Annotated in this window: 18 protein-coding genes; 3 read left to right on the top strand and 15 right to left on the bottom strand. The window is 59.8% G+C overall.

Annotated elements, in window-relative coordinates:
• Nucleotides 1–40: 40 nt before the first annotated feature.
• From HMPREF1494_RS06745 to HMPREF1494_RS06695, 11 genes are all read right to left on the bottom strand, one after another.
• Complete coding sequence (locus HMPREF1494_RS06745) at nt 41–616, bottom strand: sugar ABC transporter substrate-binding protein (RefSeq protein WP_034521299.1); 576 nt, start codon at nt 614–616, stop codon at nt 41–43.
• Nucleotides 613–1,878 (bottom strand): class I SAM-dependent RNA methyltransferase, encoded by a 1,266-nt coding sequence (locus HMPREF1494_RS06740; protein ID WP_034521295.1) that lies wholly within the window; start codon nt 1,876–1,878, stop codon nt 613–615. The genes HMPREF1494_RS06745 and HMPREF1494_RS06740 overlap by 4 nt, the downstream gene beginning before the upstream one ends.
• On the bottom strand, nt 1,878–2,606 hold the full coding sequence (locus HMPREF1494_RS06735; protein ID WP_003839522.1) for a DUF3159 domain-containing protein: 729 nt from the start codon (nt 2,604–2,606) through the stop codon (nt 1,878–1,880). The genes HMPREF1494_RS06740 and HMPREF1494_RS06735 overlap by 1 nt, the downstream gene beginning before the upstream one ends.
• Before the next feature lie 22 nt (nt 2,607–2,628).
• Nucleotides 2,629–3,450: a DUF3710 domain-containing protein gene (locus HMPREF1494_RS06730; protein WP_003844002.1), complete on the bottom strand. Its 822-nt coding sequence runs from the start codon at nt 3,448–3,450 to the stop codon at nt 2,629–2,631.
• Between the two features lie 97 nt (nt 3,451–3,547).
• Nucleotides 3,548–4,408, bottom strand: coding sequence for an exodeoxyribonuclease III (locus HMPREF1494_RS06725; RefSeq protein ID WP_003839519.1), 861 nt, complete (start codon nt 4,406–4,408; stop codon nt 3,548–3,550).
• A gap of 228 nt (nt 4,409–4,636) precedes the next feature.
• Nucleotides 4,637–6,646, bottom strand: coding sequence for a dipeptide ABC transporter ATP-binding protein (locus HMPREF1494_RS06720; RefSeq protein ID WP_003839517.1), 2,010 nt, complete (start codon nt 6,644–6,646; stop codon nt 4,637–4,639).
• 20 nt (nt 6,647–6,666) lie between these two features.
• Entirely contained in the window at nt 6,667–7,635 is a 969-nt protein-coding gene (locus HMPREF1494_RS06715) for an ABC transporter permease (RefSeq protein ID WP_003839515.1), read from the bottom strand.
• 17 nt (nt 7,636–7,652) lie between these two features.
• On the bottom strand, nt 7,653–8,579 hold the full coding sequence (locus tag HMPREF1494_RS06710) for an ABC transporter permease (RefSeq protein WP_003839514.1): 927 nt from the start codon (nt 8,577–8,579) through the stop codon (nt 7,653–7,655).
• 324 nt (nt 8,580–8,903) lie between these two features.
• Entirely contained in the window at nt 8,904–10,547 is a 1,644-nt protein-coding gene (locus HMPREF1494_RS06705) for a peptide ABC transporter substrate-binding protein (RefSeq protein WP_034521290.1), read from the bottom strand.
• Between the two features lie 234 nt (nt 10,548–10,781).
• On the bottom strand, nt 10,782–12,416 hold the full coding sequence (locus tag HMPREF1494_RS06700) for a peptide ABC transporter substrate-binding protein (RefSeq protein WP_034521285.1): 1,635 nt from the start codon (nt 12,414–12,416) through the stop codon (nt 10,782–10,784).
• 122 nt (nt 12,417–12,538) lie between these two features.
• Nucleotides 12,539–13,459: a tyrosine recombinase XerC gene (locus HMPREF1494_RS06695; RefSeq protein ID WP_003839509.1), complete on the bottom strand. Its 921-nt coding sequence runs from the start codon at nt 13,457–13,459 to the stop codon at nt 12,539–12,541.
• Between the two features lie 103 nt (nt 13,460–13,562).
• On the opposite strand from HMPREF1494_RS06695, the gene HMPREF1494_RS06690 reads away from it, so the two are divergent.
• Genes HMPREF1494_RS06690 through HMPREF1494_RS06680 form a run of 3 tightly spaced genes read left to right on the top strand, consistent with a single transcriptional unit; the run spans nt 13,563 to nt 17,521 of the window.
• Nucleotides 13,563–14,381, top strand: a complete 819-nt coding sequence (locus tag HMPREF1494_RS06690; protein ID WP_034521282.1) for an ABC transporter ATP-binding protein — start codon at nt 13,563–13,565, stop codon at nt 14,379–14,381.
• The gene (locus HMPREF1494_RS06685; RefSeq protein ID WP_034521278.1) at nt 14,378–17,224 is read left to right on the top strand and encodes an ABC transporter permease; all 2,847 of its coding nucleotides are present in this window, start codon (nt 14,378–14,380) and stop codon (nt 17,222–17,224) included. The genes HMPREF1494_RS06690 and HMPREF1494_RS06685 overlap by 4 nt, the downstream gene beginning before the upstream one ends.
• A gap of 39 nt (nt 17,225–17,263) precedes the next feature.
• Nucleotides 17,264–17,521, top strand: a complete 258-nt coding sequence (locus HMPREF1494_RS06680; protein ID WP_003839505.1) for a DUF6725 family protein — start codon at nt 17,264–17,266, stop codon at nt 17,519–17,521.
• A 30-nt stretch (nt 17,522–17,551) separates the two neighbouring features.
• On the opposite strand, the gene HMPREF1494_RS06675 is transcribed toward HMPREF1494_RS06680, so the two are convergent.
• From HMPREF1494_RS06675 to typA, 4 genes are all read right to left on the bottom strand, one after another.
• Complete coding sequence (locus HMPREF1494_RS06675; RefSeq protein ID WP_171843691.1) at nt 17,552–18,607, bottom strand: prephenate dehydrogenase; 1,056 nt, start codon at nt 18,605–18,607, stop codon at nt 17,552–17,554.
• A complete protein-coding gene (locus HMPREF1494_RS06670) occupies nt 18,604–19,584 on the bottom strand; it encodes a prephenate dehydratase (RefSeq protein ID WP_192917608.1) in 981 nt (326 codons plus the stop codon). The genes HMPREF1494_RS06675 and HMPREF1494_RS06670 overlap by 4 nt, the downstream gene beginning before the upstream one ends.
• Nucleotides 19,585–19,648: 64 nt before the next feature.
• Complete coding sequence (locus HMPREF1494_RS06665; protein ID WP_042329993.1) at nt 19,649–20,116, bottom strand: alcohol dehydrogenase; 468 nt, start codon at nt 20,114–20,116, stop codon at nt 19,649–19,651.
• Nucleotides 20,117–20,234: 118 nt separating this feature from the next.
• Entirely contained in the window at nt 20,235–22,163 is a 1,929-nt protein-coding gene (typA, locus tag HMPREF1494_RS06660) for a translational GTPase TypA (RefSeq protein WP_003839500.1), read from the bottom strand.
• Nucleotides 22,164–22,312 lie beyond the last annotated feature (149 nt).

The following is a 22,312-nucleotide window of genomic DNA, read 5'->3' as shown; positions in this document are numbered from 1 at the left end:
ATAACCACCATATGCCGTGACGCGGCAAACGCCATGTTCGTTATTTCGTGGTGACGACCATGTCACGCTCATGCGGATCGTTGTTGCCGATGGTCATTACGGCATCGGCGATGGGAACCGCATCGGCCATGCGATCGTTGATGGTCAGCACAGCCGCATACAGCTTCCCGTCCTTGGGTGCCTGCACCGGATTGAGCAGTGCCACCGCGATTCCCGCCTCGCGGGCCCCTTGCAATGCCGCATGCCAGTCGTCGCGATTGGCATCGGTCACATCCATGCCGCCGATGACGATGATGCCAACCTTGCTCTGCGTCATGTCGCGTACGCCTTGAATGGCCGTTTGCTGGGCGTCGATGGTGCCGGTGACGGGAACATACGTCGGCTTGAGTTTGCCCTGCTCCATGGCATCCAGTACCAAGCCGTCAGCGTCGATGTCCTGCGAGCCGATGAACGCCACTTTGGTGTCGGCACGGTCAGGGCCGACGTGGGCGACGGCGGAATCCTGCGATTGCGTATCCCCCACGGCCCCGTTCGGCGGCGTGCAGGCGGTCAGGGAGACCGCCAGTCCGATCGCCAGCATTGCCATGCCCGCACGTCGCAACGCGTTGTCACTCACCGCTTATGCTTCCTGAACAATGCGACGGTCTCCACATGATGGGTCGTCGGATAAATGTCGAAAGCGTGGATGTCGGCCAACTCATAGCCAAGACCGGCCAGAGTGGCGGTATCGCGCGCAAGACTCGCCGGATTGCAGGCGATGTAGATCACGCTGCGTGCCTCGGAGTCGGCGATCTGCCCGCACACCTTGGCGCGGGCGCCGGCACGCGGCGGATCAAGCACCACCACATCGGGTCTGGCCAGATCGTTGCGCACATTGCCCAAGGTCTTCGCCACATCACCGGCACGGACATCCACATTATCCAAATGGACATGTCGCAGATTGCGTTGCGCATTGCGTACGGCCGTCTTACCGCCTTCCACGCTCAGCATGCGCGTGCGTTCCGCAGCAAGCGAAGCCAATGGCAGGGTGAACAGGCCCGATCCGGAATACAGATCCCACACGCAGGCCGATTGGGCACCGTTCAGCTCTCTCCGGACCAGATCAACCACGTGGTTGGTCAATGCGATCGGTGCCTGTCGATGCATCTGCCAGAATCCCCCGGCATCGACGCCGTACTCGAAGTCCCGGCCGGCGACGGTGACTTTTTCGGTCAGCGCACGCGTACCGGCCGTCACCTCGCCGTCCACCAACACCGCATAGTTCTCTTCGACCGCGGCACCGTCACGGGGTTCGGGTACGGAAAGCCTGATCTGGGAACCGGGAGTGAATCCGCCATCCCATACATGCTCGCGTTCGGCCACGTCGAGCAACGCGCGGCTAGCCAACGGCATCGTGTCGATCGGCACACGAACATGCGTGCCGCGCCGACGCATGGATGGCCGTCCGTCGGCATCGGCGATCATTTCGATACGGGTGCGCCAATGCAGTCCTCGTTCGGCTTCATCTTGCGGCATGCGATCGATCGGCACTTCCACTGCCGTATGCCCCAGCCGCAACATCTGCTCGACAATCGAGCAGGTCTTCCACTTGAGCTGCCCGGCAAGGCTCACATGCACCAGATCGGCGCCGCCAACCCCTCCGCCCATGGCAAGGGGCCCTGCCAATGGCCATATCGGTTCGGCACGGTCTTCGCTGGCCTCCAGCACTTCCACGACCTCACCAGTCCAGAAGCGCTCTTCCCTATCGTGTGGTTCATCAAGTTCCACACGGACCAATTCTCCCGGCAATGCGAAACGAACGAAAACGACCCGTCCGTCAATGTGGCCCACGCAACGCCCTTGATCGGCATATCGTTCGATGCGGATGGTCGCTTCCATCAGTGCTGTTCCTCCAAGCAATCATGTTCGCCCTGACCGGATTCTTCGGACAAGGCCTTGTGCCGGTGCATCGGCGTAGCGACGATCAGATACGAGACCCAGATCGCCAACGCCCAGAATGGAATGCCCATAAGCAGGCGTGCAGTGCCGAGCCAGCCGACATGATTGGCGGCATACAGTGGCACCTGTACGACCAGACGCAACGAGAACACGGCGATCCACAGCGCGGTGATGACCGTATAGGCCCGGTTGAGCGCCTTGTCCGATCTCCAATCGTCCAGCCACGCACGGAAATGCTCGGTGGGCAACGTGCGGATGAACTCGATGACCAGACCCAACCCTGGTACGCGTGCAATCAGCGACGTCGTAAGCAGCACGATGTAGAACGCGTTGGTCAGGAAGCCGAACATGTAATAATTACGCGCTTCATGGCTTTGCCACGCCCAAATCAGGCAGATGCCCACGGCGAGCAGGCCGCTGACGGCACCCATCACCGACTGGCGCTGCAACAACCGTACGATCACCTGAAGCACGGCCAGCGCAGCGGAAACGCCGACGGTCAGCTGCAGATTGGCGGTGATGACGAACAACACCACAAACACGACGCCCGGCAGCATCGATTCGACCACGCCACGCGGACCGCCGATGGCGTCGATTACGGAGAAGTCGTCGTCATTGCCGGCATCGGCGAGAGCGCCGAGACCGGTACGTTTTCTGGTTTCAGTCATTGGTCGAAACGAAAACCTTCGATCAGCGCACTTCGGAGAACATCGGACCACGGGACAGGGTGGTCTTGACCTCGACCTGATGATCGGAGTCGAACGGCCCCTTCGGTTTGCCCGGAATATCCGTCTTCTCGTCGTTGCCTTCCTGTTCGGCGGCCTCCTTGGCGGCCTTACGTTCGGCCGGTGCGACCGGAGGATGCATTGGGATGAGGTCACGTGGGGCAAGAGGATCGTCGCCGCGCTCCACCACGATATTCGCAAAGAATTCGTTCAATGCCTTGGTTTCGTCATGTTCCGGATCGGTGGCGGCCTTGCCCGAGAAGATGCCGCGTAGCATCCAACGCGGGCCATCGACACCTACGATGCGGGTCAGCACCTTACGGCCGCCCTTGACTACAACCGGCAACGACAGTTCGGTGCCGAACACACCGTCGACTTCGGAGGCGGCTTTATTGGCCTCGATCAGATCGGCACGCACATCATCCCATAGTCCCATGGTCTTCGGGGCTGCGAACGCCTCGATCTCCAAACTGGACGAGCCATAGGTGATGGTGGAGCCGAGCACCTGCTGCGTGGCGCGGTTCGCCTTCACACGCAGTTCGATGCCCTGCAGGAACGGCAGATAGTAGGATCCCAGATCAAGATAGTCATCGTAATCGGGCACATCCTCGTCGTCCACGTCCCAAGGACCGCGTTCATCGCCGCGTCCTTCGTATACGGCGGAAGGCTCGGGCAGCTCCATGACCTCCTGGGCCTGGGCCGCGGCCTCATCCACAGCCTGCTCTTCGGCGGCCTGCTGAGCGTCCTCGCTCTGGCGCTTCTTCTTGCCGAATCCAAACAATCCCATGATGTTCCTCATTTCATAACGGTTGCAACCGTGACCAGCCTAGCACCCACGCTTAATATGAGCTGGGAATTCGTGGCCCGTTCCTGCGAGTCGCGTCTCAGATGTCGTAGGTGATGGTCAGCGGCGCATGGTCGGACCAGCGTTTGTCGTAGGTCGGGGCCTTGTCGATGACGAATCCGCAAGCGGATTCGGCCAGCTCCGGCGTGGCGAACTGATAGTCGATTCTCCAACCCACGTTGTTGTCGAAGGCACGGCCACGTTGGCTCCACCACGTGTACGGGCCCTGGATATCGCCCGCGAGATTACGCATCACATCCACGAACTCCAGCTCACCCAGCCACTTGTCGACGTAGGCCCGTTCCTCGGGAAGGAATCCGGCATGCGTCTCGTTGGCCTTGGCGTTCTTGATGTCGAGCGGGGTATGCGCGATATTGAAATCGCCGCATAGTACGGACTGCCTGCCGCCATGCGCCGCCTCATCTCGCAGCTGGCCCATCCGTTCGAGCATGGTGTCAAGAAAACGGTATTTCTGTTCCATCTTGGCCGGATCATCGGTATTGCCTGCATGCACGTACACACATACCACGGTAACGATGTAGCCCTGTGGCGTCTTCACATCGGCCTCGATCCAACGGCCGGAATCGACGTCATCGTCAAGCCCCGGCAAGCCGTACCGCTTGTCAATCACCGGCAATGCCGAGAGCAGCCCCACCCCGGCACGTCCTTTGATACGGCATACCTCGTTGAGACGGTCCAGTTCACTTTGATCGGCGATCTTACCGGCGGTGGAGTATTCGAACCCAAATTCATCGAAAATCGGATCGATTTCATGCTGTGGCGCACGCACTTCCTGCATGCACCAGATATCGGGCGTGTTTCTGCCGGCCCAAATTTCGATGCCCTTGCGTTTGGCCGCACGGATTCCGTTCACGTTCGAAGTCGTAATGCTGATCGTCATAGCGCCAGCCTAACTCACATGCGAGAAAACCTCCCTCGAAAGGAGGGAGGTTTTCAGCGGTGCAGGCGGTCCGAACCGTTCACCGGCCTTCGCGTAGTAATCGTCGGAGCCCATCTTGTAGCTGACCTTCCCCCCGTCCGATCGCTGGGTTCGGGGAATCCGGATTCAGCGATCGGACGGTGCGGCCCAAGGCGTGTAGGAGAAGACCGCGCCACTCCACTGTGGTCATCAGTCGAGACCGAGCTGGAGCTTACCTCCTGGAATGGCGTCCAACAGATCGCGGGTGTACTGCATCTGCGGATGGTCGAACACCTCATCGGTGGTGGCATGCTCCACAAGCTTGCCGTGCTGCATCACCACCACCTCATCGGCGATCTGGCGAACGACCGCCAGATCATGGGTGATGAACAGGTAACTCAGTCCCCTTTCGGCCTGCAGGTCGTTGAGCAGGCGCAACACCTGATCCTGCACAAGCACATCCAACGCGGACACGGCCTCATCGCAGACGATCACGTCCGGATTGAGGGCCATGGCTCGCGCAATGGCGATGCGCTGACGTTGGCCGCCGGAAAGCTCGTTCGGATAGCGGCTCATCACGGATTCCGGCAGCTCCACCATGTCGAGCAACTCGCGTACGCGGGCGGCACGGCTGGTCTTGTCGCCGATGCCATGAATGCGGAGCGGCTCCTCGATGGAACGGTAGATGGAATACATCGGATCGAGCGAACCGTACGGGTTCTGGAACACCGGTTGCACATGGCGACGGAAATCGAGCAACTCCTTACCCTTGAAGCCCGCGATGTCCTTGCCCGCATAGGTTACGCTACCGGAGGTCGGTTCGAGCAGCTTCAGCACCATGTTGGCCACGGTGGACTTACCGGAGCCGGATTCGCCCACGATCGCCAGAGTGGTGCCCTTCTTGACGGAGAAGCTCACGTCATCGACGGCCTTGAACATCTCCTTTTTGCGTGGAAGCTTGAACTCACGGGTCAGATGGTCGACGGTGATGATGGCCTCGCCGTTTTTCAGGGAGGATTCGTTCACCGCATGCTCCATCACGGCCTTCGCGTCGCCCCCATGCTCCTTGACGGAGATGATGCGCTGCGATGCCAGCGATGGTGCGGCTGCGACCAGTCTCTTGGTGTACGGATGCTGTGGATGCTGGAGTACCTCGAGCGACGGACCGGATTCGACGACCTGCCCCTTATACATCACCACGATGTGCTGGGCTCGTTCCGCGGCCAGACCCAGATCATGGGTGATGAACAGCACTGCGGTGCCTAGTGAATCGGTTAGCGTATGCAGATGATCGAGAATCTTCTTCTGCACGGTCACGTCAAGCGCGGATGTCGGTTCATCGGCGATAAGCAGGTCGGGGCGGCAGGCAAGACCGATGGCGATCAACGCACGCTGGCGCATGCCACCGGAGAATTCGTGCGGGAACTGACGTGCACGGGTGGCGGCGTCCGGCAATCCCGCTTCGGACAGCAAACCCGCGATGCGATCGTTCATGGTGGAACCAATCACATACTTCTTGGCGAGATACCACGCATCCTCGGCTTTCACGCCGGCCTTGATGAGATCGTCGGCGACACGCCAGCGGGTTTCGGAACCCGGCACCCACTCATCAGTGAAGTACGCCATGGTCGTATCGAGATCCTCGCCGGTCTTGCCGATGTTGACCAGGGCTTCCTTGGCCATTGCCAACAGTTCCGGCAGCTCCTTGGAACCAAGGAAGGTCTCGTCATCGTCGCCTTTGAGCTCCACCCCTTCGCCGGCCAAGGCCTTGGCGAATTCAGAGCGTTTTTCATGGTCGATATCCATGTTGTTGGCGACAAGGGCCTCTTTGACCTGAGTCCCGATGCGCCATACCGGATTCAGATTGCTCATCGGATCCTGCGGTACAAGTCCCATTTTGGATCCGCGCAGCCTGTCGTAGTCCTTCTGCTTCAAGCCGGCGATCTCCTGGCCATCAAGCTTGATGGAGCCGCCGACCACATGGCCCGTGCCCGGCAAAAGCCCCAGCACTGCCATGGCGGAAGTGGATTTACCGGAACCGGATTCGCCCACGATCGCCACCCATTGGCCGGGATACACGCTGAAGGAGGAGTTACGCACCGCGTGCACGGCACGGCCTTCATCGGTGGTGAAGTCCACCTGAAGGTCTTTGACTTCGAGTAGCGGACCGTTGGCACGTTGCATGGCCTCAAGCTTGTTTTCGGTATTCATATCAGTCATCGAATATCCCTCACTTACACTCAGGCCGTACGGCTCTTCGGATCAAGGGCGTCCTTGACGGCGTCGCCCATCATGATGAAGGCCAGCACGGTGATGGCCAACGCGGCGGACGGATAGAACAACACCATCGGGTTGGTGCGCAGAATGGACTGAGCATGGGAAATGTCGCCGCCCCAGCTGACGGTGGTGGTCGGCAAGCCCACGCCAAGGAAGCTCAGCGTCGCCTCGAGCACGATGTACGTGGCCAACGATGTAGTGCCGACCACGATGATCGGAGCCAGGGAGTTCGGCAGGATGTGACGGAACAGGTTCCGTCCCGGCGTGGAGCCCAAGGCCGTGGAGGCGGTGTTGAACTCGAGGTTCTTCGCCTCCAGCACCGCACCTCTGGCGATACGCGCCACGGAGGTCCAGCCGAACAGCGTCATCACGAGGATGATCTTCCAGATGGAGTCGCTGGTCTTGAACATCTGCAGCACCACGATGGCGCCAAGCAGAATCGGCAACGCGAGGAAAATATCGGTCAGGCGGCTCAGCACGGCATCGACCCAGCCTCCGAAGAAGCCGGCCACCGCACCGATCAACGTGCCGAGCAGCACCACGAGCAGCGTGGCGAACACACCGACGCTCAAGGAAGTGCGGGTACCGTAGACCACGCGAGCGTACACATCGCAGCCCTGCAGGTCGAAGCCGAATGGATGGCCTGCGGATGACGGGTCGAGCGAATTGTCGAGATTGCAGTAGTTCGGGTTCTGCTTGGTCAGTACGCCCGGGAACAGTGCCACGAAAATGATGAAGACAATCAACAGCCCGGAGATGATGAACAGCGGATTGCGTCGCAGGGTGCGCCACGCATCCGCCCACATATTCGATGCGGGAGCCGATTCGTCGATGGAATCGACGGCTTTGAGCGGAGTCTCCTCAAGCGGGGCCACATAGCGCTCCTGTCCCGGCAGCGCGGTGGAAAGATTGGTTTCATTCATGTCAGTCATTGCTTATCCTCCACAGCTCACGCATAACGGATTCGAGGATCGAGGGCGGCGTAAAGCATATCGACCAGCAGGTTGCACACCACGAAGATCAGCATGAGCAGCGTCACGATGGACACCACCAGATTGCCTTCGCCCTTCAGAATGCTCTGATAGGTCAGATAGCCGATGCCGTGCACGTTGAAGATGGTTTCGGAGATCATGGCGCCACCCATCAACGCGCCCAGATCCTGCCCGAGATAGGTCACGACCGGAATCATGGAGTTACGCAGCACATGGCGCAGCATGACAGACTTGTTGTCCATGCCCTTCGCGCGTGCGGTACGTACGTAATCGAGCGCGATGTTGGACGAAATCTCCGCACGGCTCAATCGGATGATGTATGCCATCGATACGGAGCCGAGCACCATCGCTGGCATGAGCAAATCGATGAAACCTGGATTCGAGCCGGCGGTGACCGGAAGCAGACGCCATTTGACGCCGAGGAAGTATTGGGCCAGGAAACCGGTGACGAAAGTCGGTACGGAAATGAGCAGCAATGAGAAGATCAGGATGACGGTGTCGCACCACTTGCCCTTCTTCAAGCCGGAGATCACACCGAAAATCACGCCGAAGATGGCTTCGAACACGAAGGCCATCAGCGCGAGTTTGATGGTGATCGGGAAGGCGCGGCCGATCTGGTCGATGACCAGCTGCCCGGAGAAGGTCTTGCCGAAGTCGAGGGTCAGCGCGTTCTTCAGGAACAGCAGGTACTGGATGATGAACGGCTTGTCCAGGTTGTATTCGGCACGGATTTGGGCGGCAACCGCTTCATTGACCGGTTTATCACCGAACATGGCCTTGACTGGGTCGCCCGGCAGCGCAAACACCAGGGCGTACACCAGAAGCGTCGTGCCGAGAACCACAGGGATCATCTGCAGAATACGTCGCAGAAGATACTTGCCCATTGGTTTCTCCTTATTACTCAATTCTTAAGCCAGCCATTTGGCTATCGGTCTTTGTGAAAAAAGACCTTGCACGGGGCCGGCTGACAACTCGCCCCGCTAAGTCTACTAGCCGCTAAGTCTACTAGTTTCGCACCAAGGTGCCTTTATATTGTAGGTTTATGAAAATAAGCTGGGAAAACACCACACTGACCGGCACCTTACCCCTAGGTGTCTCATTTTCCCGTTTTTTTACCCTGGTAACGAATGCGGTCGTAACGACAAGGAAGGAACGGCGCATTACCGTTCCCTCCTTGTCAGCGATGAGAACCGATTAGTGAATCAAGCTCACTTGCTCTTGGTCATGTTCTCGTAGACCGGCAGGTTCTGCCAGTTCATCTCGAAGTTGGAGACGTTGGTGGAAGCCACGCCATAGGCATTGGCATAGTACAGCGGAACGGCCGGCAGATCATTGAGCAGCACTTCCTGGGCCTGCTGATACAGCTTGTTGGCCTCGTCGGTGGTCTGGGCGGCTGCGGCCTGGTTGCACAGGTCGTCGAACTTGGAGTTCTTGTAGTCGCCATCGTTCGAACCGTTGCCGTCGGCGGCGGAGGAGGAGAAGTTCTGGACCAGATAGTTCTCGGCGGACGGGTAATCCGGCTGCCAACCGCTACGGAACGCGCCCTGGACCTTGCGGTCGGACACCGCGGTGCGGTAGTCGTTGAAGGTCGGGTACGGGTTGGTGGCGGCCACTTCGGAGCCGAGAGTGTTGTTGATGGAGTTCACCACGGCGGTGTAGATGGTCTCATGGCCACCGTCGGCATTGTAAGCGAAGGTGAGCTTGTCATCGGAGGTCCACGGGCTGATGGCGTTGGCCTTCTCCCAGAGTTCCTTGGCCTTGGAGGCGTTGTACTTCAGGTTATCGGAGCCCTTGAGGGAATCGCTGTAGCCTGGAGTCAGCGGAGAGGTGAAATCACTGGCCGGCGTACCGGTGCCGTTAAGCACCTTCTCGCAGATGTTGTTGCGGTTGATGGCCATGGAGATGGCCTGACGGCGCAGGGTGCCTTCTTCGGTGCCAGCCTCGAAATGCTTCAGACCGGACGGGATGGTGAACTGCTGGATTACGGAGCCGGCCTTGTTGTAGGCCTGCACGGTGGAATCCGTTTCGAAGGTCTTGGTGGCGGAAGCCGGCACGGATTCCATCACGTCGAGGGAGCCGGACTGGATGTCGGCGTAGGCGGCCTCGTCCTTGGTGTAGACCTTGAAGGTCACGCCGTCGTTCTTCGGGGTGCGGTTGCCCTTGTAGTCCGGATTCTTCACGAGCACGATTTCGTTGTCATGATCCCAGGACTGGAACTTGTACGGACCGTTGCCCACCGGCCTTTCGCCGAAGGCCTTCGGATCCTTGTAGAAGGATTCCGGCAGCGGAGCGAAACCGGAATAGCCGACCTTGATGGCGAACACGGAGTCGGACTGGTTGAGGTCCACGGTGAATTCGTTGTCGTTGACGACCGTCAGGCCTTCAAGCTGCTCGTCGCCCTTGAGGTTGTCGGCATCCTGCAGCTTGTCATAGCCCTTGATGGTGGAGAAGAAGGAAGCGCACTTCTGCGCGTTCTTCGCATTGGCGGTATAGCTCCACGCCTTGGTGAAGGACTCGGCCGTCACCGGAGTGCCGTCGGTGAACTTCCAACCCTTCTTGAGCTTGATGGTGTACTGGGTGGCATCCGCATTGGCTTCGATGGACTCTGCCACTTCGTTGGAAGCATTGCCCTTGGCATCGAAGGAAATCAGGCGGGAGAACAGCAGATCGATCGGCTTACCGCCGCCGGTCTCATTGGTGTTGCCCGGGATAAGCGGGTTCTGCGGCTCGGAATTGTAAGCCGTGATGATGTTGCCGCCATCGGAGGCGGCATCATTGGAAGCGCCGCAGCCGCTGAGCAGCATGCCCAACGCGCAGGCCGCGGCGGCGAAAGCCAAAGCCTTCTTCTTCATAGAATCATTCTCCTATTCGTTATGTGAGGACCGTTGCGGCCCTCGCGTAAGAACGAGGTGGACGTTGATGCATGGCGTCAGCGCACACCTCGTTTTTACCGGTAGAGAACCATTGTTCCCTACTTAACGGACAACGCAGCATAACCTCTGCAAACGACATGGAGAAACGGATTGAAAGGGTGAATGCCGCTCACGGCCGGTCTCGTGAGGCCAAGACCGGAAGCATTGCGGAAATCAGCGTTTGGTCATGTCCTGATATGCGGGAACGTTCTGCCAGTTCATGGTGAAATTCTTCACATCCTTCGATGCCACACCTGCCGCATCGCCGTAATACAACGGAATCGACGGCAACTGACTGAGCAGGATCCGCTGTGCCTGCCGGTACAGATCGTTCGCGGTATCCTCATCGCCGGTCGAAGCCGCACGCGCGCATAGCTCGTCGAACTCGGCGTTCTTGTAGTCGCCGTCGTTGGAGCCATTGCCATCCGCGGCGGACGAATCGTACAACGGCACCAGATAATCCTGCGGAGACGGATAGTCCGGCTGCCAGCTGGTGCGGATGGCTCCGCTGAGTTTGCGGGCGGTCACATCATTGCGGAATTCCTGGAAGGTGGGAATCGGGCTGGTGGCCGCGTCGATGCCGAGCACGTTCTTCACGGAGTTGACGATGGCGTCATACACCGGGCCCGCGCCACCATCGGAATTATAGAAGAACTGCAGCTTGCCGTCATAATGGGAGATGGCTTCGGCCTGGTTCCACAACTCCTTGGCCTTCGTCGGGTTGTATTCAAGGTATTCGTGCCCTTCGATGGTGCCTGAATATCCCGGTACCTTCGGTGAGGTGAAGGAGTCGGCAGGGGTGCCCAGATTGCTGAGCACCTTCTTGCAGATGTTGCTTCGGTCGATGGCCATGGACAGCGCCCTCCGACGCAGCTGCCCCTCTTCGGTGGAGGTCTGCCAATGCTCGAGCTGTGATGGAATGGTTATGGTCTGCAGTACGGAACCGGCCTTGTTATACGCTTCGACTGACGAGTCGGTCTGGAAGATCTTGGCGTCGGCGGACGGAATGGTATCGAGCACGTCGAGATTGCCTGCCTGCACGTCGGCGTAGGCGGATGAGGGATCGGTGTAGACGCGGAAGGTCACGCCGTCGTTCTTCGCCTCACGATTGCCGTGATAGGCCGTGTTCTTTACGACGCTCAGCTCCTGGTCGTGAATCCATGAGCCGAACTTGTACGGACCGTCGCCTACCGGCTTTTCGCCGAAGGCCTTCGGATCCTTGTAGAAGGATTGCGGCAGCGGATAGAACCCGCAATACCCCACTTTGATGGGGAATACGGAATCAGGCTGGTTCAGTTCCACGGTGAATTCATGGTCGTTGATCACCTTCAGCCCTTCGAGCTGCTCATCACCATTGAGATTGGCGGTATCCTGTAGCTTGTCATAGCCCTTGATGTTGGCGAAGAAGCCCGAACACAGTTGCGCGTTCTTCGCGTTGGCGGTATAGCTCCACGCCTTGGTGAAGGACTCGGCCGTCACCGGAGTGCCGTCGGTGAACTTCCAGCCGGACTTGAGCTTGATGTCGTATTGGGAGGCATCGTCATTCGCGGTGATCGATTCGGCCACTTCGTTATGCGCCTTGCCGTCGTTGTCGAAGGAAATCAGACCGGCGAACAACAGGTCGATCGGACGACCGCCTCCTGACTCGTTGGTGTCTCCCGGAATCAACGGATTGGCCGGCTCGGCGTTGAAGGCGGTGATGACGTTCGCCGCCGATGGGGAGTCCGAACCGGAGCTGCCGCATCCAGCCAACGGTACGGCCAGCAATGCCAGTACCGACGTAAAGGCCACAAGCCTGTGTTGTTTCATTATTCCCTCGATTCATATGCATGGAAGCGGGCCGAAGGCCACAGGCTCTTTCATACATCTCGGGAATGCGAGTCATGGCCCGTTTTCGCGGCACGCGTATACCGTGCGGACCGATCGGCGGTTCAGGCTCGGGGGAACGCCTGCCCGTATCTCGCCTTGAGCTGTTCGATGGAGACATGGGTGTAGCGCTGCGTGGTTTTGAGCGAGGAATGTCCCAGCAGTTCCTGCACTTGCCTCAGATCCGCTCCCCCATCGAGCAGGTGCGTCGCCGCGCTGTGACGTAACGCATGCGGGCTGATGTCCGGCACGCCCGCCCGTTGCGCGCACTCATGCACCACCTGTCTCACCACCCGCTGGTCGATGCGATTGCCCTGCGCGCCAAGAAAGAGCGCATCCGCCGACCGTGCACGGACCAAACGGGGGCGTCCGTCCTCAAGCCAGCGTCGGATGGATTGCTCGGCCGGCACGCCGAACGGCACCACGCGCTGCTTGTTGCCTTTGCCCGTGACCTTCATCGTACGGTTGTCAAAGGCCACGTCATGCACGTCAAGTCCGACCAGTTCGGCGACACGGATGCCCGTGGCGTACAGCACTTCCAGCATTGCCGCATTACGTAGGCCGACGGCCTGTTTCCTGACGCTCTTCGTGCGCGATTTCGGCATCTGCTCGTCGACGCAGTCCATCAGCTTCTCCGCCTGTGATTCGCTGAGTACGGCAGGTAGCGTATCCGGAATCTTCGGTGTCATCAGCATGGCCGCCGGATTGGCGTTCGTCACGCCGCGTTCGTGAGTCCATGCGAAGAAGCCCCGCACCGCAACGGTTTTACGGGCCATGCTGCTTCTCGCATGCCGCTTCGAGGATTGCGACATCCACATGCGAAGATCCTCTATGGTCACTTCGTTGAGATCCTCACATCCCAATATCTCCAGCTGCGTCATGCATTCCTCAAGATCGCCACGGTACGCCTTGCGCGTATTATCACTCAATCCGCGGTTGGCCTTCAGATATGCATCAAAGGCGTCGATCGTATCCGCGAAACGCATATTCCGGCCTCTTTCCCCGAATTTTCCGCTGACTGCTCTTCCATTATGTGGCCATCTGTCGATAGACTTTACTCGGTATATTCTCCAGTGGACAGGCGGTATCATGGCACGTCACTCGGCACGGACCAGACAGCAGGGCGATTCCGGCAACGGAGTTGACGAACGAATCGTGGCAAGGGCCATCGACCTGACAAAGAGCTACGGAGACAAGGACAACCGGGTCACCGCGCTCAACCATGTGGATGTGGAATTCATGCGCGGCGAGATGACTGCGATCATGGGCCCTTCCGGCTCAGGCAAATCCACCCTGATGCATTGCATGGCAGGTCTCGACTCCCCTACTTCCGGCAGGGTCGTCGTGGAAGGTCTCGAAGTCTCGTCCATGAATCAAAAGCAACTGACCGATCTGCGCCGCGAACAGATCGGCTTCATCTTCCAATCCTTCAATCTGGTACCGACGCTGTCTGCCGAAGAGAACATCCTCCTGCCATTGCAGATCGCGAAACGGCCCATCGACCGCGATTGGTTCAACCAGGTGGTCAAGGTGGTCGGTCTTGAACAGCGACTGACCCATCGGCCGAGTCAGCTTTCGGGCGGCCAGCAGCAACGCGTCGCCTGCGCTCGCGCAATGATGGCGCGCCCTTCGGTGATCTTCGCGGACGAGCCGACCGGCAATCTGGATTCACGTTCCAGCCGGGAGGTTCTCGGGTTCCTCCGTGATTCCGTACGTGATTACGGCCAGTCCATCGTAATGGTCACGCATGATCCGCGTGCCGCCTCCTTCGCCGACCGCGTACTGGTGCTGGCGGATGGTGAGATCACCCGCGACATGAGCCACCCCACCTATGCCGATATTCTCGAAGTGTTCGCGGACGATGACGAGGCCGAAACCACGACTTCGACGGAAGGCGCCCAGTCATGATCCGTATCGGTTTGCGTGATGCGAGAAGCCATTTCAGCCGTTTCATCATGTCAATCGTGGCCATCGCGCTCGGCGTAAGCTTCGTGGTCGGCTCGTTCTGCTTCCGCGAGATGCTCAACAACCAGGTCTCGCAGATGATGGCCACCAACGCCGACCATGATGTGTACGTACGAGGCGCCAAACAGACCAAGAGCAGTTCGACACTGCTCGCATCGGGTTCGTCGATAGCAAGCTACAACGCCATCGACGTGGACCTCGCCGACGATATCGCCAAGGTGAAGGGCGTCACATCGGCGCGCGTGGCCTACTCACTCACCGGCGTGGTGCTGGTCGACAAACACGGCGACGCCGTGACCACTATGGGCTCGCCCTCGATGGCACTCGGCATCAGCGCTTCGACTCCGTGGCGCTCCGCCAAGTTCACTTCCGGCACGTACCCGAAAGGCGCAGATGAAATCGCCCTGCATTCCTTCGCAGCGGAGCGATCCGGTCTCAAAGTGGGAGACAAGACGAAGATCGTCTACTCCGATGGCCCGCATGACGTGACGGTCAGCGGTATCTTCTCGACCTCCGCAAGCCAGGCGGGCGCCATCATCATCGGCGTCGATCCAAGCGTAGCCAAGGAACAATCCGACAAACAATCGGACGATGCCGACAAAACCGCGCAGATCTGCGTCTACGGCAGTACGACCACTCCGTTGAACGCATCCGAGCAACAGCAGCTGGCGGACCGCATCAACAAGGCGCTGCCCAAGAATTCCAAGGCACACGCCGTCACCGGAGACGAATATCGCGACGATACCACCAAGGCCACGCAGGATTCACTCGGCTTCATCCAGCCGCTGATCCTCATCTTCGCCGTCATCGCGCTGTTCGTCGGTTCGTTCATCATCGCGAACACCTTCTCGATGATCGTACGTGAGTCGATGCGCGGATATGCGCTGCTACGATCCATCGGCGCCTCACCCGCACAGGTCTTCTCCACGGTGATCGTGCAGGCCGTGGTGCTCGGTCTGGTCGGTTCGGGCACAGGCATCGCGCTCGGTTGGGGCATGGTACGACTGATCGTCATGGGACTGGCGAATATGGGACTGCCATTGACCGGAGCCACCGATCCGTCCATCTCCGACATGGTAATCGGCCTGATCGTGGGTGTGCTGGTCACGTTGATCGGCGCGGCATTGCCGGCACGCAATGCCGCGCTTGCCCCGCCCATCCAAGCGATGAACGAGACGGTGAATCCGGAAAAACCGGTACGCATGCGAGGCATCGTCGGCACGATTATGGTGGTGCTCGGTTTCGCCAGCTGGGCGTTCGCCTGCGCCATGGCCGTCGCGGACGGCAACGGGCCGACGCCATGGGACGTGGTAAACCATATCGCCATCGGCTGGCCGCTCGGCGTCGGCGCGGCATTGGCCGTGGTCGGTGTCATCATGGCCGGACCGGCCTTCGTCTCCCCCGCCGGCAACCTATTGGGATGGTTGCCGTCGAAGATCTTCACCGTCACCGGCCGGCTCGCGACGCGCAACATCTCCCGTTCCAAGAGACGCACGTCGAATACCGCCGCCGCATTGTTCGTAGGCGTCGCAATCGTCAGCTGCCTCGGCGTGGTGGCCTCGTCGGCGAAGGCCTCGGTCAATTCCTTGGTGGACAACGGTTTCAAAGCGGATTTCGCCGTGATCTCCGCGTCCTTCGGACGGTTGCCAGATCAGGCCATATCCGACATCAAGAACACCGACGGCGTCAAGACGGTCACCACGAACCGTCTCATGCTCGGCGTCAAGTATGACGGCCGATCCATCGGTAGCGTGACATTCGCCACGCAAACGCACTTGTTCACCGACGTGTTCGCCGCGGAAACCACCGAGGGCGACGCCGTCAAGGCGATGAAGAAGGGTGAACTGCTGGTCGGCAAAGACGTGGCCGAAGACCGGGGCTGGCATGTGGGAGACCGGGTCAAGGTATCCGCCGAGAATACGGTGGTCGACCAAGAGGCCACCGAACAGGCCCAAGCCGATTATCAGGCCCAGGTTCAGGCACATGTGCAGGAGTTGCAGAACGAAGCGCAGCAGATGGCCGCATCCGGCGATGTGGCGGGAGCGCAGGCCAAGGCGGACGAGATCCAACGGTATACCGCCGACGCGCAGAACGTCGATCCGCAAACCTTGATCAAGACGAAGAAGGAGACCACGGAAAAGACGATCAGAATCGGTGCGATCGTGTCGAACTCCGTGTATCGCGACAATGTGATGTTCAACGATGACGTCGCCGAGCAGATCGGCAACAAGCAGACCATGTTCCCCATGTCTCTGTACGTCAATGCCAAGTCCGGCACCGATACCGCTGCGGTGAAGCGGAACATCAAGAACGCCGTGAAGAAGTACTACACGATTTCGGTGTTCGATCATGACGAATACAAGTCGACGATGAGCACGATGATCGACCAGGTGCTCATGATCCTGTACGCACTGCTGGCATTGTCGATTATCATCGCGATCTTCGGCATCGTGAACACGTTGGCGTTGAGCGTATCGGAACGTACCAAGGAGATCGGCCTGCTACGGGCCATCGGCACATCACGCGGACAGGTGCGCGGCATGCTCGGCATCGAAGCTGCCATCATCTCCGTATTCGGCACGGTGATGGGCTTGGTGGTCGGTGTCTCGGCCGGTGTGGTGATCCGCGCCGTCTACGCCTCCAAGGGATTGGAGACGCTTGCGGTTCCGTGGACGCAGTTGCTGATCTTCCTCGTGCTGTCGATCGTAGTCGGTCTGATATCCAGTATCTCGCCGGCCTCCCGCGCACTCAGGCAACCCGTTCTTGACGCCGTGGCCAGCGAATAGGTCTAGACTGTCGATAAACGGTGCAACGAAGGGGACAATATGCCGATTCCACATGAGATTCCTGCCGGCGCACGCATTGTGGTGCGCACGTACGAAGGCGTGGATCCGGCCGACCAACGTATGAAGTTCCGTGATTTTGTCGGCCATGTGCGCTCCTGGGACGGACGGACGCTGGAGCTGATGCGGGACGCGGCCGCCAATGGCTCACGTCCCGCACACCGTGTCAGCATTCCCGCCGACGCAATCGTCACGATCAAACCGATTCCCGAACGTTCCATGACCCGATCGCAATCGTGACGTTCGCTGTGTGCGCTTCCTCGGCGAGACTCACACAGCGGAACGGATTTGGACGTCAACCGCGTGATCATCCGTGAACCGGATGATGTGTTCTCCCCTGCGGGCGGATTCCAGCAGCATCTGTTGCCAGCCTTCCGCAGGGATCGCAAGCGAAACCGTCTCGCATCGTTCCATGAAATCAGGCTGCCGTATGGCCGTCTTGTAATCACGGAACGGTTGACCTTGCTCGAAGAAACGTGCCATCTCCTTGGCGTCGCTCTCCTGGGTGGCGGCGGTCTGCAACGCACCGGCGCCTTGGGGCTGAACGCCATGCAATACGTTGGCCATCAGCGTCAGACGATTGGCCATATTACGCAGCAATAGCTCCACATTGGCCGCATCCTCCTCCACCATGGCACGTGTGCGGTCCGGATCGGTCAATGCCACGCGGGTCATGTCACGCCAGGATCCCGCAGCGAGCGCGGCCGCGACATTACGATTCGGATTGACCACGAGTTCGTTGACCATGGCCGTGGCGATGACGTGCGGCATATGCGAGATCAGCGCGGCGCAACGGTCATGCGTGGCATCGTCAAGTACGATCAGGCGATTGGCGCAGGCATCGGTGATCATCGTCGCGACGGCCAGGAACCGCCGGTATTCAGTGCGTTCGTCCACGGTGATGGCCCATAGCGCGTCATCGTATAAAGCGGGATCCGAGGATTCCCAACCGGACAGTTCATTGCCGGCCATCGGATGCGCGCCGACGTAGCAGTTCTCCAGTCCGACGGCCTTCACCTGATCGCGCACCATGCCTTTGACGCTGCCGACGTCGGTGAGCGTCGTCACGTTCTGGTCGATCAGCGGCTTCAAAGCGGAGAGAATCTGCGGCATGGCCTTGAGTGGATTGCACAGTACCAGCACATCGGGCCTGCCATCGGCCAGAGCGGCCAATGTCGGCATGCAGGTGATGCCGTCCGCTTCGGCGGTCGCATACGGACGATCATTGTGATTCCAAGCCGTCACCTCGCAACCTGCGTTGACGAGCCTGCGTGCCAGAGAGCCTCCGATCAGGCCCAATCCCACGATTGCGATACGCTGCTTCACCACATCAGCTCCCTTCTTACCATACCGTCGTTCTGCCAATCCTCAGGCAGATGCCTATCGTCAAGACGCACTCCACCCTGCGGCAGCATCCAGCTGGCCACCGGCGGGCTCGGCCGTTCCCTACGAGGATAGACGGCCAAGGTCTTGGCCCAGTCTCCGTGCTCGGCGATTTCCACGAGCGCGTCACGGAACCGCCGTTCCCATGGGGCCGCGTCGAACGTGGCGATGAAGCTGTAGGTGCCATCATGTCCTTTGATCGGACGCGAGATGAAGCTGGTCATATTGAGTCCTGCATCGCGGAACACATCCAGCAGATCGGCGAGTACACCCGGGCCGGTAACCAGCGGGATGAGCGTCAATACCGATTCATAGTCCACATCGTCCTGGGTTTTCGGCTGTTCCAGCAGATCGGCGACTTCCTCACGTCGGGCCAGCACAAGAAACTCGGTGCGTGCGCCCTGATAGTCCTGTACCGCACTGCCGACGCGTTTGATGTCGTACAGATCGCCACAGATGCTCGGTCCGAATGCGACCTCACCCGGCTTGAGGTCGCGACAGGCGGCTGCGTTGGATGATGCCGTCACCGCGTCAAGATGATGCTCGGCGATGAATTTTCTGCATTGCGCAAGGCCATGCGAGTGGGCCGTGGCGACGTAGGCATCCTCCAGTCCGATGTCGGGCAGTGTATAGGCGTCAAACTCGACGTTGACGCCGACACGGGCGAAGCCGACCAGGTCCTGCGCGTCGATCAGGGCGTCAAGGTTCGGCACGACATACCCCTCGACGTTGTTCTCCCATGCGATGACGCCCCAACCTTCGCCGTTCTGCGCGGCCTGCATGATCTGCGGCACATCATCGCAGGCAATGAGATCGAATCCTTCGGGCACGACCGGCCGCAACAATCCGGCCGCACTGACCGCCGCCTGATGCGTGAATGTGCCTTGGGGCCCGAGATAGAACAACTTCCGCGCATTCATATCTTCCCGTTCCTCCTTCATGCTTCCTTGCACCTTACCGTAGTGGTGGCCCGTAGCGCAGCCCCTATTCCATCGGCTGGGCGTCCGTATCGGTCCGAGGCTGCACGACGAACCAGCGCTTTGGCAGGAGCAACATGATGCATGGGATCAGCACGATGCCATACAGCCAGAAGTAGCCGGCATGGTCGCTGAAGAACGGCATATTCGCGTCACTGCCGAAACCGACCGGAATCAAAGCGTCGCCGCCCGGACCGTATCCCGCCATGACCGTCCATACCACCAGTGACGAGCTGATGAGATGCAGGGCAAGCCCGACGACGCCGTCGCGTGAGCGGGCGCACCAGGTGGAAAGGATTACGATGAGAAAGGCCAATGCCAGGCCATATGGGATGTTCATCGATGCCCCCATACGATGTGCCATCGTGCCGACGGCACCGATTGCCGCGCCGGAAAGCACGTCGATGAGAAGCCTCACCGGCATCGGTTGCCGATACGACCATGGCAGCAGCCTGCGATCGTTGTCTTGAGTCATGCTCACCACTATTCTCCTCGTTCCTTATGATTTCATCACACCGTGTGCCGCCAGCTCGCCGGAAAAGGAAAAGGAGAGATGCACGCACATGCGCATCTCTCCTCTGCTCGATCAGCGACTACTTGCCCTGCTGATTGTTCTGACGACGCTGCTTGGCGCGCCACTTGTACCAGTCCTCACGGCTGAGGATGATCTTGCGGATTCGGATGGACTCCGGGGTGACTTCCACGCACTCATCCTCGTTGGCGAAGTCCAGGGACTCCTCAAGGCTCATCTTGATCGGCGGGGTCAGGGTCTCCAGCACGTCGGCGGTAGCGGAACGCATGTTGGTCATGTGCTTGGCCAGCGTGATGTTCACATCCAGCTCATCCGGCTTATTGTTCACGCCGACGACCTGGCCCTCGTACACCGGGGACTGCGGCTCGACGAAGAAGTTGCCGCGAGCCTGCAGGCGCTGCATGGCGTATGGGGTGGCGACGCCCTTACGGTCACAGACCATGGAACCGTTCTGACGGGTTACGATCTGGCCGGCCCACGGGGCGTAGCCTGCGGAGATGGAGGCTGCGATGCCGGTGCCGCGCGTGGCGGACAGTAGTGCGGTACGGAAACCGATCAGGCCACGGGAGGGAACGGTGAACTGCAAACGCACCCAGCCGGTGCCGTGGTTGGTCATGTTGTCCATACGGCCCTTGCGATCGGCCATGAGCTGGGTGACGGTGCCCATGTACTCTTCCGGTACGTCGATGGTGGTGTTTTCCATCGGCTCGTTGATCACGCCGTCAACGGTCTTGGTGACCACCTGCGGACGGCCGACGGTCAGCTCGTAGCCTTCGCGGCGCATCTGCTCGGCGAGCACAGCCAAGGCGAGTTCGCCACGGCCCTGGACCTCCCAGGCGTCCGGACGCTCGGTCGGCAGCACCTTGATGGACACGTTGCCGATGAGTTCACGGTCCAGGCGGTCCTTGATCATGCGGGCGGTGAGCTTGTGATCCTTGCCTTCCGTGCCGGCCAATGGCGAATCGTTGATGCCGAAGGTCATGGAGATGGCCGGATCGTCGACGTGGATGAGCGGCAGCGGACGCGGGTCGCTCGGGTCGACGATGGTCTCGCCGATCATGATGTCGTTCACGCCGGCCACTGCGACGATGTCACCGGGGCCTGCGGAATCGACGGGGGTGCGCTCCAGGCCCTGCGTGCGCAGCAGTTCGGAGACGCGGAAGTTCTCGATGGAGCCGTCCACACGGGACAGGCCGTAGGTCTTGCCCTTCTCCAGGGTGCCGTTGTAGATGCGGACCAGGCCGAGTCGTCCGAGGAAGTCGGAGGAGTCGATGTTGGCCACATGGGCCTGGAGCGGTGCACCTTCGTCGTATTCCGGGGCCGGAATGTTCTTGATGATGGCCTCGAACAGCGGCTCGAGATTGTCGTTATCCGGCAGACCGCCGTTCTCCGGCTGATTCTCGGATGCGTATCCGGCCTTGGCCGCGCAGTAGATTACCGGCAGGTCGAACAGGGAGTCCTCGTCAAGATCGATGCCCTCCTCGATGACGTCCTGTGCCAGACCCAACAGCAGATCGGATGCCTCGCCGACGACCTCTTCGATACGGGCGTCCGGACGATCGGTCTTGTTCACGCACAGGATGACCGGCAGCTTGGCTTCAAGGGCCTTGCGCAGCACGAAACGGGTCTGCGGCAGCGGGCCTTCGGAAGCATCGACGAGCAGCACGACGCCGTCGACCATGGAGATGCCGCGTTCGACCTCGCCGCCGAAATCGGCGTGGCCGGGGGTGTCGATGATGTTGAGGGTGATGCCTTCCGGATGACCGTACTTGGCGGCCAGCGGACCGGTGTACTGCACGGCGGTGTTCTTGGCGAGGATGGTGATGCCCTTCTCGCGTTCCAGATCGTTGGAGTCCATCACGCGATCCGGGACTTCCTCACGCTCGTTGAACACATGGGATTGCGCCAGCATGCCGTTGACCAGGGTGGTCTTGCCATGATCGACGTGTGCCACAATCGCTACATTTCGAATATCGCCGCGAACCGCCATCGAAACCTCTCTTAGTATTGCCGTTCTCTTGCGTAACCGTTCGGTACGTGCATGGTTATCGGTACTTGAATTCCGTACTTACACACAAACGAAACCAATCCTAGCGAAGCAATGCGACAGATAAGCCGAGGGGCCCATCGGCGCAACGT

Origin of the sequence: Bifidobacterium sp. MSTE12, assembly GCF_000513015.1 — a bacterium.
Lineage (GTDB): Bacteria > Actinomycetota > Actinomycetes > Actinomycetales > Bifidobacteriaceae > Bifidobacterium > Bifidobacterium dentium.
The sequence above is the reverse complement of the archived record's forward strand: the minus strand, read 5'-3'. Positions and strand labels throughout refer to the sequence as shown.

Coding starts and splice junctions, on each gene's coding strand:
- HMPREF1494_RS06685 (WP_034521278.1), top strand. CDS start 14,378: ATGATCCGTATCGGTTTGCGTGATGCGAGAAGCCATTTCAGCCGTTTC.
- HMPREF1494_RS06715 (WP_003839515.1), bottom strand. CDS start 7,635: ATGACTGACATGAATGAAACCAATCTTTCCACCGCGCTGCCGGGACAG.
- HMPREF1494_RS06720 (WP_003839517.1), bottom strand. CDS start 6,646: ATGACTGATATGAATACCGAAAACAAGCTTGAGGCCATGCAACGTGCC.
- HMPREF1494_RS06740 (WP_034521295.1), bottom strand. CDS start 1,878: ATGGAAGCGACCATCCGCATCGAACGATATGCCGATCAAGGGCGTTGC.
- HMPREF1494_RS06670 (WP_192917608.1), bottom strand. CDS start 19,584: ATGAATGCGCGGAAGTTGTTCTATCTCGGGCCCCAAGGCACATTCACG.
- typA (WP_003839500.1), bottom strand. CDS start 22,163: ATGGCGGTTCGCGGCGATATTCGAAATGTAGCGATTGTGGCACACGTC.
- HMPREF1494_RS06735 (WP_003839522.1), bottom strand. CDS start 2,606: ATGACTGAAACCAGAAAACGTACCGGTCTCGGCGCTCTCGCCGATGCC.
- HMPREF1494_RS06690 (WP_034521282.1), top strand. CDS start 13,563: ATGGCACGTCACTCGGCACGGACCAGACAGCAGGGCGATTCCGGCAAC.
- HMPREF1494_RS06665 (WP_042329993.1), bottom strand. CDS start 20,116: ATGACTCAAGACAACGATCGCAGGCTGCTGCCATGGTCGTATCGGCAA.
- HMPREF1494_RS06695 (WP_003839509.1), bottom strand. CDS start 13,459: ATGCGTTTCGCGGATACGATCGACGCCTTTGATGCATATCTGAAGGCC.
- HMPREF1494_RS06700 (WP_034521285.1), bottom strand. CDS start 12,416: ATGAAACAACACAGGCTTGTGGCCTTTACGTCGGTACTGGCATTGCTG.
- HMPREF1494_RS06710 (WP_003839514.1), bottom strand. CDS start 8,579: ATGGGCAAGTATCTTCTGCGACGTATTCTGCAGATGATCCCTGTGGTT.
- HMPREF1494_RS06680 (WP_003839505.1), top strand. CDS start 17,264: ATGCCGATTCCACATGAGATTCCTGCCGGCGCACGCATTGTGGTGCGC.
- HMPREF1494_RS06730 (WP_003844002.1), bottom strand. CDS start 3,450: ATGGGATTGTTTGGATTCGGCAAGAAGAAGCGCCAGAGCGAGGACGCT.
- HMPREF1494_RS06705 (WP_034521290.1), bottom strand. CDS start 10,547: ATGAAGAAGAAGGCTTTGGCTTTCGCCGCCGCGGCCTGCGCGTTGGGC.
- HMPREF1494_RS06725 (WP_003839519.1), bottom strand. CDS start 4,408: ATGACGATCAGCATTACGACTTCGAACGTGAACGGAATCCGTGCGGCC.